The sequence below is a fragment of the Ensifer sp. genome (assembly GCF_035999135.1).
Lineage (GTDB): Bacteria > Pseudomonadota > Alphaproteobacteria > Rhizobiales > Rhizobiaceae > Ensifer.
Genome location: NZ_DASYGZ010000073.1, coordinates 1 through 15,883 on the forward strand (window position 1 = coordinate 1; position 15,883 = coordinate 15,883).

The following is a 15,883-nucleotide window of genomic DNA, read 5'->3' on the forward strand; positions in this document are numbered from 1 at the left end:
CCGTGGATCTGCTCGTCAACAACTACTCCGCAGCCCTGCAGGCAGCGCAAAACGTTGCGCTTTCGGTGCAATGACCACAGGACGTGATTGGACATGACTGCTGAAACCCTCCTTGCAAGCCTGCAACTCTCGATCCCCGAGTTGATCCTCGCGGTCGGCGCAATGGCATTGCTCATGATCGGCGTGTTCTCCGGCGAAAAGTCGGCTTCGACCGTCACCGGCCTTGCGGTCGCCGTTCTGATCATTGCCGGTCTCTGGCTGGTGCTGAAGACCGGCGAAGGTGAGGCCTATAACGGCGCCTTCCTCTCCGACCCCTTCGCCAAGTTCATGAAGGTGCTGGCGTTGATCGGCTCCATCACGGCGATGGTCATGACCGTGGGGCATGCCCGGTCCGCACAGATCGATCGTTTCGAGTTCCCGGTGCTTCTGGTGCTCGCGACACTCGGCATGATGCTGATGATCTCGGCCAACGACATGATCTCGCTGTACCTGTCGCTGGAACTGCAGTCGCTCGCACTTTACGTCGTCGCCGCCATCAACCGCGACAGCGTTCGTTCGACCGAGGCCGGCCTCAAGTACTTCGTTCTCGGAGCGCTGTCTTCGGGCATGCTGCTCTACGGCATGTCGCTGATCTACGGCTTCACCGGCCACACCGGCTTTAGCGAGATCGCCGCAGCCCTGACGGCCGAAGGCCGGTCGCTCGGCCTGATCTTCGGTCTCGTCTTCGTGCTTGCCGGTCTCGCCTTTAAGATCTCGGCCGTTCCGTTCCACATGTGGACGCCCGATGTCTACGAAGGCGCGCCGACCCCGGTGACCGCGTTCTTCGCTGCCGCGCCGAAGGTTGCGGCCATGGCGATCCTCGTGCGTATCGTCATCAATGCCTTCGAACCGGTGGTTGCCGACTGGCAGCAGATCATCGTGTTCATCTCGATCGCTTCGATGCTGCTCGGTGCGTTTGCCGCGATCGGCCAGAAGAACATCAAGCGCCTGATGGCCTATTCCTCGATCGGCCACATGGGTTATGCGCTCGTCGGCCTTGCCGCCGGCTCGATGGCCGGTGTGCGCGGCGTGCTGCTCTACATGCTGATCTACATGGTCATGACGCTTGGCACCTTCGCCTGTATCCTGGCGATGCGCCGCAAGGAAGGCGAGAACGTCGAGAACATCGACGACCTCGCCGGCCTCTCGCAGACGAACCCCTTCATGGCGACCGTGCTGACCGTGCTGATGTTCTCGCTCGCCGGCATCCCGCCGATGGCAGGCTTCTTCGGGAAGTACTTCGTCTTCATGGCGGCGATCGAAGCCCAGCTCTACGCGCTCGCCATCATCGGCGTCCTCGCGTCGGTTGTCGGCGCCTACTACTATCTGCGCGTCATCAAGGTGATGTGGTTCGACGATGCCAAGGGCGAGTTCGCCCGCACCGCCGGCGAACTGCGCCTCGTGTTCGGTCTCTCGGGCCTGTTCGTTCTCGGATACGTCCTGATCGGCGGACCGCTTGGAAACGCCGCCGAAGTCGCGGCGCGGACCTTCTTTTGATCGCCCTTGAAAGCGGTGGCCGGATCTCGCTCGACGATTTCCGGCACGTCGCTCTTGATGCGGTCGGGTCCACCAACAGCGAATGCCTGGCGCGCGCGCGCCAGGGCGACCCGGGCAATCTCTGGGTAACGGCCGTGCGCCAGACGGGCGGCCGCGGCCGACGCGGCCGGGCGTGGTTCTCGGAACCCGGCAATCTCTACGCATCGCTCCTGCTCGTCGATCCGGCTCCGGTCGAACATCTGCATTCGTTGCCGCTCGCCGTGGCCGTCGCCGTTCATCGCGCGATCCGCCAGGTGATGCCGCCGGGTGCCGCACCCGTTGAAATCAAGTGGCCGAACGACATCCTAATCGACGGTAAGAAGAGCTGCGGTATCCTGCTCGAGGGTGAATTGCTCGCCGATGGACGCCAGGCGCTGGTCATCGGCTGCGGCGTCAACATCGCGGTGGCGCCGGGCGAAGCGCTCTATCCGGTGACATCGCTGCAAAAAGAAGGCGCATCGGTGTCTCCAGACGAATTGTTCGCCCGCCTGTTCCTGACCATGGCGGAGACCCTGTCTGTCTGGAACCGCGGAGCGGGTATCGCCGGCACGATCGATCAGTGGCGCGCAGCTGCCCGCGGCATCGGCGAGGCGATCACGGTTAATCTGCCGGACCGATCGCTTTCCGGTCGCTTTGCCGGTATTGATGACGCCGGGCGGTTGTTGCTCGATACCGGCTCGGGCACGATGCAGACGATCGCCGCCGGCGACGTATTTTTCGGATAAATCTTAGGAACAAGGGCGCACTACCATATGGCGCAAGAAGAAGAACTGGTGTTCTTGCCGCTCGGCGGCGTCGGCGAAATCGGCATGAATCTTGGCCTTTACGGCTACGGACGGCCGGGAAACCGCCAATGGATCATGGTCGACTGCGGCGTGACCTTCCCCGGGCCGGAGCTTCCGGGCGTGGATCTGGTTCTTGCAGATATCAGCTTCCTGGCGGAAGAGCGGCGCAACCTCAAGGGTATCATCATCACCCACGCGCACGAGGACCATTACGGGGGTCTGAACGACCTTTGGCCGGGGCTCAACGTGCCGGTCTATGCCTCGCCGTTTACGGCAGGCATGCTCGAAGCCAAGCGCGATTTCGAAAAGAGCCGCGGCGAAATCCCCGTGACGATCTTCAAGCAGGGCGACCGCATCAATGTCGGCCCGTTCGAGATCGAGGCGGTCGGGGTCAACCATTCGATCCCCGAGCCGATGTCGCTGATCATTCGCACGCCGGTCGGCACGGTCGTTCATACCGGCGACTGGAAGATCGACCTGCAGCCGTCGCTCGGTCCGCTGACCGATGAAGCGCGCTTCCGTCAGATCGGCGACGAAGGCGTGCTGGCGCTCGTCTGCGATTCCACCAATGCCATGCGCGACGGCGTTTCGCCGTCGGAGCAGGAAGTTTCCGAAAGCCTGACGAAGATCATCGCCAGTGCCGAAGGTCGGGTCGCGATCACCACGTTCTCCTCGAATGTCGGACGCATCCGCTCGATCGCCGAGGCTGCGGAAGAGGCGGGCAGGGACGTTCTGCTGCTCGGCAGCTCGATGAAGCGGGTCGTCGCCGTGGCGACCGATCTTGGCCTGATGGAAGGCATCAAGCCGTTCCTTGCCGAGGACGAGTTCGGCTACGTGCCGCGCGACAAGGTCGTGGTGATCCTCACCGGCAGCCAGGGTGAACCCCGCGCCGCACTCGCCAAGATCGCCCGCGACGAGATGCGCAACGTCGCCTTCTCCGCTGGCGATACGGTCGTGTTTTCGTCACGCACCATCCCCGGCAACGAGAAGGCGATCAACGACATCAAGAACGGCCTGGTCGAGCAGGGCATCCACATCGTCACCGACAGCGAGGCGCTGGTGCACGTCTCCGGACACCCGCGCCGCACCGAGCTGCAGCAGATGTACCAGTGGTTGCGCCCGCAAATCCTCGTGCCTGTCCATGGTGAGGCGGCGCATCTGACGGCCCATGCCGAGCTCGGCACGCAATCGGGCATCGGCAGCGTCCCGCGGCTTCGCAACGGCGAGATGCTCCGGTTGGCTCCGGGCCCTGCCGAGGTGATCGACGAAGTCCACCACGGCCGCATCTACAAGGACGGCAGCCTCATCGGTGATTTCGAGGAAATGGGCATCGGCGAGCGCCGCAAACTGTCCTTTGCCGGCCATGTCGCCGTCAATGTCGTGCTCGACAGCCGCTACGATTTCCTCGGCGATCCGGACATCGTCGCGATCGGCCTGCCCGAGTTCGACGACGAGGGCGAGGATATGGAGGATACGCTCTATGACGCCGTGCTTGGCGCCGTCGAGAGCATCCCGCGCGCGAAACGCAAGGATCTGGCCATGCTGCAGGAGGCCGTTCGCCGCGCCGTTCGCAGCACCGCCAACCAGATCTGGGGCAAGAAGCCGATCGTGACCGCCTTTGTCACCAAAGTCTGATTGGCGACAGGTGGTCAGCCAACTAGCGTAGGGCTACGGGAAACGGCCCGTAGCGGGAGGATCGTTATGCTTGGACGCGTGAACCACGTCGCCATCGCCGTGCCCGATCTGGTTGCCGCCGCAGACGGCTACCGCTCGATGCTCGGAGCCGCCGTCACCGAGCCGCAGGCCTTGCCGGAACACGGCGTGACCGTCGTCTTCGTCACGCTTGCCAACACCAAGGTCGAACTGCTCGAGCCGCTTGGCGAAAACTCGCCGATTGCGGCATTCCTCGCGAAGAGCCCGTCGGGGGGAATGCACCACATCTGCTACGAAGTGGAAAGTATCCTTGCGGCGCGCGACCAGTTGCGCGCGGCCGGCGCGCGCGTGCTGGGCGATGGCGAGCCGAAGATCGGCGCCCATGGAAAGCCGGTGCTCTTCCTGCATCCCAAGGATTTTCAAGGCACGCTGATCGAACTCGAACAGGTGTGACAGTTGATCGCGCGATGGCCATTTGTCTGATGGGGCAGGCGGCGTTATAAGGCGGACGGATTGTCGCGGAAGACAGCCGTGTCGTTTGTTTGCCAGGCGTCTTCAACGGGAGCAGGGAATGCCGCTTTTTTCGACCTTTGCCATCTACTTCATCATATGGTGGATCACGCTCTTTGCGGTTCTGCCTCTGGGAGTGCGCACGCAGGCCGAAGAAAACAGCGTCGTGCCGGGCAGCGTCGAGAGCGCACCGGCCAAATTCAACGCCAAGCGGGTCCTGTTGCTGACGACCCTCATAGCCGCCGTGATCCAGATCGCCTGGTACATCGTCTCGGTAAAGCTCGGCTACGGCATCGATTCCATCCCGCGCTTCTACCCGAAATTCTACTGATAATTTTCACGGGCGGTCGTCTGCGCGCGTTGCATCCCTGGTCGGGCTGCATCCCTAGATATTATGGGTGCTATTCTGCGCTTGATGGTGGCACCCGATCGACCCTGCGGACAGAACCCGGGCAATGGCAGTATTGACGGCCGTCAAATTGACATAGTTCAATTTTCGCCACTGCTTCGTCGTCACCGCGCTGTGTGAAAAGCAAAAAAAAACAAGGCTGAAAGCCTTGTTTTTCAAGTTTCGCGTGATCTTTAATCCGTTTCCGGCGGCAGCGGCTAGGCGCGCCTAAGATCTTATCCTCCCAAGACTTGACCGCGAAAATCGGCAAGAATTTAGTCTTCATGCCTGTTTTGTGAGCCGAAATTAGCCCAAACATTGTGCGCTGTCACCCTGTTTTTTTGCATTTTTGCTACAGTCGGGTAAAATATTCCCGTTGACAATTCCTGTCGTAATATTGTTACTAGCGTGCTCTTTTGACGCAGGGCTGTGCGCCCGTTTCCCCTCAAAATTGGTAGATGCGATCTCTGTCGTCTCGATTGCGGCAAGGGTTTTCTTCCGTCCGCGAAGCAGATATGAACGCAGGGCTCATAAAGCTTCCTGCCGACTTTGCCGGAGATGGAAAATGAAAGAGCCGACCCAAGAAGCGACGGTCGCCCTTGCCAGTCAAAATGGTGAAGCCGGCCTCCGTGCCCAACGTCATTTCGCCCGAATCCGCCGATAGTGCGACGCTCATCTAGTTCTGGAACCCGTCATGCGCCTGTCCCGCTTTTTCATGCCCATCCTGAAGGAAAACCCCAAGGAAGCGGAAATCGTTTCCCATCGCCTCATGCTCCGCACGGGCATGGTCCGGCAGCAGTCCTCGGGCATCTACACCTGGCTGCCACTCGGCAAGCGGGTTCTCGACAAGGTCAACGCGATCATCCGCGAGGAGCAGAACCGTTCGGGCGCCGTCGAACTTCTGATGCCGACGCTGCAATCCGCCGAGCTTTGGCAGGAGAGCGGTCGTTACGACGCCTATGGCAAGGAGATGCTGCGCATCAAGGATCGCCAGGACCGGCCTATGCTCTACGGTCCGACGAACGAGGAAATGATCACCGACGTCTTCCGGTCCTATGTGAAGTCCTATCGTGATCTGCCGCTCAATCTCTATCATATCCAGCTGAAGTTCCGCGACGAGATCCGTCCGCGCTTCGGCACCATGCGCTCGCGCGAGTTCCTGATGAAGGATGCCTATTCCTTCGATCTCGACCGGGAAGGGGCAGAACACGCCTATAACCGCATGTTTGCCGCGTACCTGCGCACCTTCGCGCGCATGGGCCTGCGCGCCATTCCGATGCGTGCCGACACCGGCCCGATCGGCGGCAACCTCAGCCACGAGTTCATCATCCTTGCCGACACCGGTGAGTCCGAGGTGTTCTGCCACAAGGACTTCCTCGGTTTCGACATTCCGGGCGACGACACGAACTTCGACGACGTCGCCGGTCTGAAGGCCATCTTCGACAAGTGGACCTCGCGCTATGCAGCGACGTCCGAAATGCATGACGAGGCGGCCTTCGCTGCAGTGGCCGAAGGCGACCGGCTGTCGGCGCGCGGCATCGAAGTCGGCCACATCTTCTATTTCGGCACCAAGTATTCCGAAGCCATGGGCGCCAAGGTTCTCGGTCCCGATGGCAAGGAACATGCCGTGCACATGGGCTCCTACGGCATCGGCCCGACCCGTCTCGTGCCGGCGATCATCGAGGCCTCGCATGACGACAACGGCATCATCTGGCCGAAGTCCATCGCCCCGTTCGATGCCGTGATCATCAACATGAAGGCCGGCGATACGGCTTGCGACGGCGCCTGCGAGACACTCTACTCGAAGCTCGGCAACGCCGGTTTCGACGTGCTTCTCGACGATCGCGACGACCGCGCCGGTGCCAAGTTCGCAACCGCCGACCTGATCGGCGTGCCGGTTCAGGTGATCGTTGGTCCGCGTTCGATTGCCAACGGCGAAGTCGAGCTCAAGGATCGCAAGACCGGCGAGCGCGAGACGCTGGCGGTCGAGGCTGCGATCAACAAGCTGATCGCAACGAAGTGAAGAGGCAAGGGAAGGCAGGATGACAGCCGTGACGCAAGATCAGGTGCAGGCCGCAGTGCAGCCTGAAAAGTCCTCCAGCCGTCCCTTTTCCGCTTTCGAGCGCATGGTGGCCTGGCGCTACCTGCGCTCAAGGCGCAAGGAAGCCTTCATCTCGGTGATCGCCGGATTCTCGTTCATCGGCATCATGCTCGGCGTGGCGACGCTGATCATCGTCATGGCCGTCATGAACGGCTTTCGCACCGAACTCATCTCCCGGATTCTTGGCATCAACGGCCACATGATCGTCCAGCCGATCGATGGCCCGCTCGATAACTACGCCGACCTCGCGACCAAATTCTCAGGCGTCAAGGGCGTGACCATGGCGATCCCGCTGGTCGAGGGCCAGGTGCTGGCGCAAGGCATCGGCGACAGTTCGACCGGTGCGCTCGTGCGCGGTATCCGCGCCGACGATTTGAGCAAGATGAAGTCGGTTTCCGACCATATCCAGTCCGGAGACCTCGTTGGCTTTGCCGCGGGCACGGGCGTGGCCATCGGTTCGCGCATGGCCGAGCAGCTCGGCATTCAGGTCGGCGGCACGATCACGCTGACCTCGCCCAACGGCGACGTGACACCGCTTGGCATGAACCCGCGGGTGAAGGCCTATACGGTTTCGGCGATCTACGAGATCGGCATGTCGGAATACGATTCGACGATCATCTTCATGCCGCTGGAGGAATCGCAGCTCTTCTTCAACGCCGAAGGCCTGGCCCAGTCGATCGAGATCTTCGTCGAGCATCCCGATGTCGTCGACGAACTGCGCCAGCCGATCGAGGATGCGGCGGGCCGGCAGATCTTCATCAGCGATTGGCGCGACCGCAACAAGACCTTCTTTTCGGCCCTTGAGGTCGAGCGCAACGTCATGTTCATGATCCTGACGCTGATCGTCCTCGTGGCGGCGCTCAACATCATCTCCGGCCTGATCATGCTGGTGAAGGACAAGGGCAGCGACATCGCGATCCTGAGAACCATGGGCGCGACGTCGGGTTCGGTGATGCGCATATTCTTCATGACCGGGGCCGCGATTGGTGTTGCCGGAACGCTCGCGGGTGTGGCGCTCGGCGTCGTCGTATGCCTCAACATCGAATCCATCCGGCAGTTTTTCTCGTGGATCTCCGGAACGACACTGTTCAGCCCCGAGCTCTATTTCCTCAGTCAGCTTCCGGCCGACATGAATGCCGACGAGACCGCGCTCGTCGTTGTCATGGCGCTCACCCTTTCCTTCCTCGCCACGATCTTTCCGGCCTGGCGCGCCTCGCGCCTCGATCCGGTGCAGGCCCTGCGTTACGAATGACAAGGACGACACTTGAATGAATGCGCGTGTGGCACTGCAACTTACCGGCGTCGAACGGCACTACGGGGAAGGCGAGACTTTCCTATCCATCCTCAAGGGCGCAGATTTCACGCTGAGAAGCGGCGAGACAGTGGCCCTGGTCGCGCCCTCGGGAACCGGCAAATCGACACTCCTGCACGTTGCGGGTCTGCTCGAGCGGCCTGACGCCGGCGAAGTGCTGGTCAACGGGGCCTCCTGCGGCGGGCTGAACGACGACAGGCGGACTGCGATCCGTCGCAACGAGATCGGCTTCGTCTACCAGTTTCACCACCTGCTTCCGGAGTTCACGGCGCTCGAGAACATCATGATGCCGCAACTGATCGGGGGCCTGCCAAAGGCTGAGGCCGCTGAGCGGGCGCGGGCATTGCTCGATTACATGCGCATCGGCCACCGCGCCGACCATCGTCCGGCGGAGCTTTCCGGCGGCGAACAACAGCGCGTCGCAATCGCCCGTGCCGTTGCCAATGCGCCGCTGGTGCTGCTTGCCGACGAGCCGACGGGCAATCTCGATCCGGAAACTGCCGGCTACGTCTTCGAGGCGCTGGAAGCCCTTGCTCGCCAATCGGGGCTCGCCGCCTTGATCGCGACGCACAATCATGAACTCGCCGGTCTGATGGATCGCCGCGTTACGATTGAAGACGGTAAGGTCGTCGAGATGGCCTGACGGCCCGACGGCGTGCGCGTCGTCTCTTAAGGTCCACCGCTCGCAGTCGCTTGCGGGAGAGATCGCTGTTCCTTTGAACTGGCCGCGCACGTCTCGTGACGTCGCCGGGTTCCGCGCTCCGCCCGCAGTCTGCTCCCAGCTGCCGCCCGGCGACGTTGTCGTGCGTGACGGCGCCGGTCGTGCAAGATTGAGCTGTCCCCATATCCTGTTGAGCGCATTCCGTTTCGACGTCATCGCCACGCAATGTAAGTCGGCGATACCTCTTGCCGGACAGACTGCCGCGAACGCGACAGGCGGGATCCGGCGCGCATCGCGACGACCGCCGCGGTGTAGGTTCGCAGCGGCGTCGAACTCAACGACCGCGAGACGTTGACTGTCGAAGCGGCGATCACAGGACAGACCGCAACCAAGTGATGAGGCGAGGGAAGGCAGGATGAGCGCCGTGACTGAAAATCAGGTGCAGGCTGCGACGCAGCTCGAAAGGTCCTCCAGCCGTCCCTTTTCCGCTTTCGAGCGCATGGTGGCCTGGCGCTACCTGCGCTCAAGGCGCAAGGAAGCCTTCGTTTCTGTCATTGCCGGTTTTTCCTTCACCGGAATCATGCTCGGCGTCGCGACGCTGATTATCGTCATGGCGGTGATGAACGGCTTTCGCACCGAACTCATCTCCCGCATTCTCAGCATCAACGGCCACATGATCGTCCAGCCGATCGATGGTCCGCTCGACAACTACGCAGAGCTCGCGACCAAGTTCTCAGGCGTCAAGGGCGTGACCATGGCGATCCCGCTGATCGATGGTCAGGCGCTGGCGCAAGGGGTGGGCGACAGCTCGACCGGGGCTCTGGTCCGCGGTATCCGCGCCGACGATCTTAAAAAGCTGAAGCCGCTTTCCGACCGTATCCAGTCCGGCGATCTGGTCGGCTTTGCCTCCGGCTCAGGCGTGGCGATCGGCGCGCGCATGGCAACGCAGCTTGGCATCAACGTCGGCGATCCGATCACGCTGACATCGCTCACCGGCGTGAAAGCCTATACGGTCTCGGCGATCTACGAGATCGGCATGTCGGAATACGATTCGACGATCATCTTCATGCCGCTGGAGGAAGCGCAGCTCTTCTTCAATGTCGAAAGACTTGCCCAGTCGATCGAGATCTTCGTCGAACATCCCGATGTCGTCGACCATTTGCGCCAGCCGGTCGAGGATGCGGCGGGCCGGCAGATCTTCATCAGCGACTGGCGCGACCGCAACCAGACCTTTTTCTCGACCCTCGACGTCCAGCGCAACGTCATGTTCCTGATCCTGACGCTGATTGTTCTGGTGGCGGCGCTCAACATCATCTCCGGCCTGATCATGCTGGTGAAGGACAAGGGCAGCGACATCGCGATCCTGAGAACCATGGGCGCGACGTCGGGTTCGGTGATGCGGATATTCTTCATGACCGGGGCCGCGATCGGCGTTGCCGGAACGCTCGCGGGCATGGCGCTCGGCACGGTCGTCTGCCTCAACATCGAATCCATCCGGCAGTTCTTCTCCTGGATATCGGGTACGACCATTTTCAGCCCGGAGCTCTACTTCCTCGATCAGCTGCCGGCCGACATGAACGCAGGAGAGACCGCGCTCGTCGTTGTCATGGCGCTCACCCTTTCCTTCCTCGCGACGATCTTTCCGGCGTGGAGCGCCTCGCGCCTCGATCCGGTGCAGGCCCTGCGTTGCGAGTGACACGCGAAGCGCTCGATCAACGCCTGATCAGGCCACCACGATAGTCCAGCTCGTAGGCCTCCTCGCCGTCGACGAAAATGACCTCCCGGCCGGAAAAGTGATCGGTATCGCCGTGGCTGTTGTCGATGTAGTAGCCGAGGGCGTGACGGAACGCCGTGCCGCCGAGAAAATGGCGTTTATCGCGATACATCGCTTGCAGCGCCGCCTTGATGACAAGCCCGGCCTTCTCGCCATCGATAAGGTCGGCGCGTGTGATTCGGCCGAAATAGTTCATCGCCCAGAACGGCTCGCCATCCTGCCAGACGGCCTCCTGGCCAGCGAAATCGGTTCCGCCGAAATAGCTGTCGAGGTAGCGCCATTTGCCTGTCTCGTAGCCGATGTCGTGCGAGCCCGGTCGGGAGGAGGGGCGCGGCTTTTACGATGAAGTCCTTGAGTTCTTCGAGCGCGATCATTTTTGTTCCCTATATGTTCCGGAAAAAGATGTCGCGATCCGCGTCGGTTGTAAAGAACAGACCAGAAACATTCCTCAACTTATTGAAAGCCGCAGGCCCTCTGGCCACGGTCGTCGTTCCAGTCCTTCAAGAGGACGAGTTCTCCCTTGGTGGCGAAAGGCTTGTCGTTGGCCTTTCCCTTGCCGGTCAGGACATTCAGGTCGCAGTGCGCGGTCTTGTCGGGGTCGAGCGTATCGTAGGAGGAATAGGTGTAGCCGGCGACGACGAATTCGAAGTTGCGATAGGCGATCGTCAGTTTCTGCTCCCAGCGGTCGCGCCCGATTGAATCATTGTGACTGGTGATCAGCAAAGACCCGTTCGGCATCGCCTCGATCACCGGCGCCTGCCCGGAAAATTCGAACTGGCCCCAGACCTTGTTCGGGATCGCCGACTTCAACGCGAGCGCGCCGTTCTCGCCGGTCAGATAGAGATAAACACCGTTGTCCTCGTCGCTGCCCTCCGCAGGGCGCACGATCAACGCCAGATCAGCCGTTTCGTTCTTGTCCCAGTCGCCGGTTGCCGCCGAGACGATGCGGGCCGGATCGATCACTTCCGCCGCAAGCGTCGGGCCTGGCACGAGGAACAGCAGCGATAGAACAAGGCCTTTGTGCAACCGGGGATCCTCCCATTTGTGGTCTTCGTCTTTGATAGAGGCCAGCGCTCCTTTGCTCAAGTTCCCTAACGGCTCCTGCGCTCCAGCGCGCCCACCATTAACCATCGCCGCCGGAACGCGTTCAAGTGCGCTTGACGAGTGAACAAAAATAGAACAAATTAAAAACATAACGGAAAAGGAGCCATGTTATGACTGATTTTGTTCGTGACCTCGCCGCCTTCACTTCGATGGGCCTGTTCATCGCCAGCATCTCTTTCATCGCGCTCGGCTTTTGAGTGAGCGCCCACATTCGCCTCACGCACTTTCCACGTTTTTCTCTCCCCGGGTGAATAAGGGGGACGACATGCCAGCGGAAACTGGACATGGCGGGTGAGAAGCGGGATATCCTGTCGGTCAGACAGGAATCGGGGTGCGACATGGCAGACGACGGCAAGGGAGTAACGGGCGGGGCGCTCGGCACGGATCCACAGTTCGTGCATCTGCGCGTCCATTCTGCCTTCTCGTTGCTCGAAGGCGCCTTGCCGCTGAAGAAGGTCATCGGCAAGGCCGTCGCCGATGACCAGCCGGCGATCGGCATCGCCGACACCAACAATCTGTTTGCGGCACTTGAATTCTCGCAGAAGGCCGCCGGCGACGGGCTGCAGCCGATCACCGGTTGCCAGCTCTCGATCGACATGGAGGAGGAGGCGGATGGGGACCGGCGCGGTCATCATCAGCATCTCGCCAAGTTGCCGTCGATCGTGCTGATTGCTGCGACCGACGATGGTTATACCCGCCTCGTCGATCTGGTGAGCCGGGCCTATCTGAGCGGCGAAGGCAGCCAGGCGACGCGCATTACCCGGTCCTGGCTTGCGGAGGGCGGCACAGAAGGCCTGATCGCGCTGACCGGTGCATCCGGCGGTCCGGTCGATATGGCGGTGAAGGCGGGCTCGACGGCACTGGCCGAGGCGCGGCTTGAGGCCTTGCACGACCTTTTTGGCGATCGGCTGTACATCGAGCTGCAGCGCCATGGTGGCTACGATCGCCGCCACGAGAGCCGGATGATCGACCTTGCCTACAAGTTCGATATCCCGCTCGTCGCGACCAATGAAGCCTTCTTCCCGTCGCCAGCCGATTATGAAGCGCACGATGCGCTGATGGCGGTCGCCCACAACGCGATGGTCTCGGATGACAGCCGCTTCCGCCTGACGCCGGACCATTACCTGAAGAGCCGCAAGGAAATGGCGGCATTGTTTGCCGACCTGCCGGAGGCGCTGGAAAACACGGTCGAGATCGCGCGCCGCTGCTCGTTCATGTTGAAGACCCGCGGGCCGATCCTGCCGCGCTTCACGGGCGCGACCGCCGACCCGGAAGAAGCCGAGCGCGCCGAGTCCGACGAATTGCGCCGCCAGGCCGAAGAGGGGCTCGAAGAGCGTCTGACCAAGCTCGGCATGGCGCCCGGCTATACCGAGGAGGAATATCGCGAGCGGCTGGCCTTCGAGCTCAGCGTCATCGAGCGCATGAAGTTCCCCGGCTACTTCCTGATCGTTGCCGACTTCATCAAGTGGGCGAAGCAACATGACATTCCGGTCGGGCCGGGCCGTGGCTCAGGCGCGGGCTCGCTGGTCGCCTATGCGCTGACGATCACCGACGTCGATCCGATGCGCTTCTCGCTGCTGTTCGAACGCTTCCTCAATCCCGAACGCGTCTCGATGCCCGACTTCGACATCGATTTCTGCCAGGATCGACGCGAAGAGGTGATCCGCTACGTTCAGCGCAAATACGGCCGCGAACAGGTGGCGCAGATCATCACCTTCGGTTCGCTCCAGGCGCGCGCGGCCCTTCGCGACGTCGGGCGCGTGCTCGAAATGCCCTATGGCCAGGTCGACAAGATCTGCAAGCTGGTGCCCAACAACCCGGCCAATCCGACGCCGCTCTCCAAGGCGATCGAGGAGGAGCCGCGCCTGCAGGAAGAGGCCGAGAAGGAACCGGTCGTCGCGCGCCTGCTTGATATCGCCCAGAAGATCGAAGGGCTCTACCGCCACGCCTCGACCCATGCCGCCGGTATCGTCATCGGCGACCGGCCGCTGTCGCAGCTCGTGCCGATGTATCGCGATCCGCGTTCCGACATGCCGGTCACCCAGTTCAACATGAAGTGGGTCGAGCAGGCGGGCCTTGTGAAGTTCGACTTCCTTGGCCTGAAGACGCTGACGGTGCTGAAGGTCGCGGTCGAGTTCGCCAAGCAGCGCGGCATCGAGGTCGATCTTTCGAGCATTCCGCTCGACGATCCGAAGACCTACGAGATGTTGTCGCGCGGCGAGACGGTCGGCGTGTTCCAGGTGGAAAGCGCCGGCATGCGCAAGGCGCTGATCGGCATGCGGCCCGACTGCATCGAGGACATCATCGCACTGGTGGCGCTCTACCGCCCGGGCCCGATGGAAAACATCCCCGTCTACAACGCCCGCAAGCACGGCGAGGAGGAGATCGAGTCAATCCATCCGAAGATCGACCATCTGCTCAAGGAAACCCAGGGCGTTATCGTCTACCAGGAACAGGTGATGCAGATCGCCCAGGTGCTCTCGGGCTATTCGCTCGGCGAGGCCGATCTCTTGCGCCGCGCCATGGGCAAGAAGATCAAGGAGGAAATGGACAAGCAGCGCGCCCGCTTCGTCGACGGCGCCGTGAAGAACGAGGTGTCCAAGCCCCAGGCCGACCTGATCTTCGACCTGCTCGCCAAGTTCGCCAACTACGGCTTCAACAAGTCGCACGCCGCAGCCTACGCGATTGTTTCCTACCAGACCGCCTACATGAAGGCGCATTACCCGGTCGAGTTCCTGGCAGCGTCGATGACGCTCGACATGTCCAACACCGAAAAGATCAACGATTTCCGCCAGGACGCAAATCGTCTCGGCATTCAGGTGATCGCGCCATCGGTGCAGACCTCGTTCCGCCAGTTCCAGACCGGCGAGAGCCGCATCTATTATTCACTGGCTGCCATCAAAGGGGTAGGGGAATCGGCCGTCGAGCACATCGTCGACGTCCGCGGCGACCGCGCGTTTGCCAGCCTTGAGGATTTCTGCCTGAGGATCGATCCGAAGCTTCTCAACCGTCGCGTCTTCGAAAGCCTGATCGCCGCCGGCGCCTTCGATTGTTTCGGCTATGACCGGGCGGCACTGGTGGGCGGCCTTGACCGCATTCTGGGTTTTGCCCAGCGCGCCCAGGAAAACAAGACGAGCGGCCAGAGCGACATGTTCGGCGCGGGGGCCGCCACCGGCCCGGAGCGCATCGCTCTGCCGACCTACACGCCGTGGCTCGCTTCCGAAAAGCTGCACCGGGAGTTCCAGGTACTGGGTTTCTACCTCTCCGCCCACCCACTCGACACCTACAATGCGCTGCTTGCCAAGATGCGCGTGCAAACCTTCGGAGATTTCGCCGGTGCGGTGAAGAAGGGGGCGACCGCCGGTCGGCTTGCCGGCACGGTGACCTCGAAGCAGGAGCGCAAGACACGCACGGGCAACAAGATGGGCATCGTCGCCTTTTCCGATTCGTCCGGGCAGTTCGAGGCAGTGCTGTTTTCCGAGATGCTGCACCAGTATCGCGACCTGCTTGAACCCGGCAAATCGCTGGTCATGACGGTCGCCGCCGAAGAGCGGCCGGAAGGCATCGGCCTGCGCATCCAGACCCTGCGCTCCCTTGAAGAAGAATCACTGCAGTTGCAGAAGGCGCTGCGCGTCTATGTGCGCGATTCCGGTCCGTTGAAATCGATCGCCTCGCATCTCAACACGAGGGGCGACGGCCTCGTCTCCTTCGTCGTCATCAAGGACAACGGTCAGCGCGAGATCGAGGTGGAACTCAGCGAAAAGTTTCGGATTTCGCCGGAGATCGCCGCAGCTCTTCGCTCCGCGCCGGGCGTGGTCGACGTGGAGTTGGTATGACCGGCACAGCCGAACGGTTCTCCGTCTCCTAGAACGGGCATAGCCTGAGGACCCGTTCGGTCGGCCCTTTGCCGATCCGGTGTCGTGTTTCCTTCGACGGTCGCCTGTCCTGGCATGGCGCGCATCGTGATTCCATGCGCGTCTCAGCCGCATGGTTCGTCGTTCTCAGCCGAGAAAACGTGCG

Annotated in this window: 11 protein-coding genes and 1 pseudogene; 10 read left to right on the forward strand and 2 right to left on the reverse strand. The window is 61.8% G+C overall.

The genetic code is table 11. From position 1 onward, the window contains the following. Positions 1–93: 93 nt before the first annotated feature. From nuoN to VGO12_RS08425, 9 genes are all read left to right on the forward strand, one after another. Positions 94–1,536, forward strand: coding sequence for an NADH-quinone oxidoreductase subunit NuoN (gene nuoN / locus VGO12_RS08385; RefSeq protein WP_327512269.1), 1,443 nt, complete (start codon positions 94–96; stop codon positions 1,534–1,536). After that, a complete protein-coding gene (locus VGO12_RS08390; RefSeq protein WP_327512292.1) occupies positions 1,536–2,300 on the forward strand; it encodes a biotin--[acetyl-CoA-carboxylase] ligase in 765 nt (254 codons plus the stop codon). The genes nuoN and VGO12_RS08390 overlap by 1 nt, the downstream gene beginning before the upstream one ends. A 27-nt stretch (positions 2,301–2,327) precedes the next feature. Beyond that, positions 2,328–3,995, forward strand: coding sequence for a ribonuclease J (locus tag VGO12_RS08395; protein ID WP_327512270.1), 1,668 nt, complete (start codon positions 2,328–2,330; stop codon positions 3,993–3,995). A 66-nt stretch (positions 3,996–4,061) separates the two neighbouring features. Continuing rightward, complete coding sequence (gene mce / locus VGO12_RS08400) at positions 4,062–4,466, forward strand: methylmalonyl-CoA epimerase (protein WP_327512271.1); 405 nt, start codon at positions 4,062–4,064, stop codon at positions 4,464–4,466. Between the two features lie 118 nt (positions 4,467–4,584). Next, complete coding sequence (locus VGO12_RS08405; RefSeq protein WP_327512272.1) at positions 4,585–4,854, forward strand: DUF1467 family protein; 270 nt, start codon at positions 4,585–4,587, stop codon at positions 4,852–4,854. Between the two features lie 751 nt (positions 4,855–5,605). Further along, positions 5,606–6,934: a proline--tRNA ligase gene (gene proS / locus VGO12_RS08410; RefSeq protein ID WP_327512273.1), complete on the forward strand. Its 1,329-nt coding sequence runs from the start codon at positions 5,606–5,608 to the stop codon at positions 6,932–6,934. A 19-nt stretch (positions 6,935–6,953) separates the two neighbouring features. After that, complete coding sequence (locus VGO12_RS08415) at positions 6,954–8,264, forward strand: lipoprotein-releasing ABC transporter permease subunit (RefSeq protein ID WP_327512274.1); 1,311 nt, start codon at positions 6,954–6,956, stop codon at positions 8,262–8,264. Between the two features lie 16 nt (positions 8,265–8,280). Then, positions 8,281–8,967 carry an ABC transporter ATP-binding protein gene (locus VGO12_RS08420; RefSeq protein ID WP_327512275.1) on the forward strand — a complete coding sequence of 229 codons (687 nt, stop codon included), beginning with the start codon at positions 8,281–8,283 and terminating at the stop codon, positions 8,965–8,967. Between the two features lie 433 nt (positions 8,968–9,400). After that, positions 9,401–10,681 (forward strand): lipoprotein-releasing ABC transporter permease subunit, encoded by a 1,281-nt coding sequence (locus VGO12_RS08425; protein WP_327512276.1) that lies wholly within the window; start codon positions 9,401–9,403, stop codon positions 10,679–10,681. A gap of 16 nt (positions 10,682–10,697) precedes the next feature. On the opposite strand, the pseudogene VGO12_RS08430 reads toward VGO12_RS08425, so the two are convergent. Continuing rightward, positions 10,698–11,093, reverse strand: a pseudogene (locus VGO12_RS08430) (DUF5680 domain-containing protein); the annotation flags it as partial. A gap of 119 nt (positions 11,094–11,212) precedes the next feature. Then, on the reverse strand, positions 11,213–11,785 hold the full coding sequence (locus VGO12_RS08435; protein WP_327512277.1) for a hypothetical protein: 573 nt from the start codon (positions 11,783–11,785) through the stop codon (positions 11,213–11,215). 416 nt (positions 11,786–12,201) lie between these two features. On the opposite strand from VGO12_RS08435, the gene dnaE reads away from it, so the two are divergent. Next, positions 12,202–15,699 carry a DNA polymerase III subunit alpha gene (dnaE, locus tag VGO12_RS08440; protein ID WP_327512294.1) on the forward strand — a complete coding sequence of 1,166 codons (3,498 nt, stop codon included), beginning with the start codon at positions 12,202–12,204 and terminating at the stop codon, positions 15,697–15,699. Positions 15,700–15,883 lie beyond the last annotated feature (184 nt).

What these genes read in the sequence shown, in the direction of transcription:
- nuoN (WP_327512269.1), top strand. Translation starts at nt 94, where the DNA reads ATGACTGCTGAAACCCTCCTTGCAAGCCTGCAACTCTCGATCCCCGAG.
- VGO12_RS08395 (WP_327512270.1), top strand. Translation starts at nt 2,328, where the DNA reads ATGGCGCAAGAAGAAGAACTGGTGTTCTTGCCGCTCGGCGGCGTCGGC.
- mce (WP_327512271.1), top strand. Translation starts at nt 4,062, where the DNA reads ATGCTTGGACGCGTGAACCACGTCGCCATCGCCGTGCCCGATCTGGTT.
- VGO12_RS08405 (WP_327512272.1), top strand. Translation starts at nt 4,585, where the DNA reads ATGCCGCTTTTTTCGACCTTTGCCATCTACTTCATCATATGGTGGATC.
- proS (WP_327512273.1), top strand. Translation starts at nt 5,606, where the DNA reads ATGCGCCTGTCCCGCTTTTTCATGCCCATCCTGAAGGAAAACCCCAAG.
- VGO12_RS08415 (WP_327512274.1), top strand. Translation starts at nt 6,954, where the DNA reads ATGACAGCCGTGACGCAAGATCAGGTGCAGGCCGCAGTGCAGCCTGAA.
- VGO12_RS08420 (WP_327512275.1), top strand. Translation starts at nt 8,281, where the DNA reads ATGAATGCGCGTGTGGCACTGCAACTTACCGGCGTCGAACGGCACTAC.
- VGO12_RS08425 (WP_327512276.1), top strand. Translation starts at nt 9,401, where the DNA reads ATGAGCGCCGTGACTGAAAATCAGGTGCAGGCTGCGACGCAGCTCGAA.
- dnaE (WP_327512294.1), top strand. Translation starts at nt 12,202, where the DNA reads ATGGCAGACGACGGCAAGGGAGTAACGGGCGGGGCGCTCGGCACGGAT.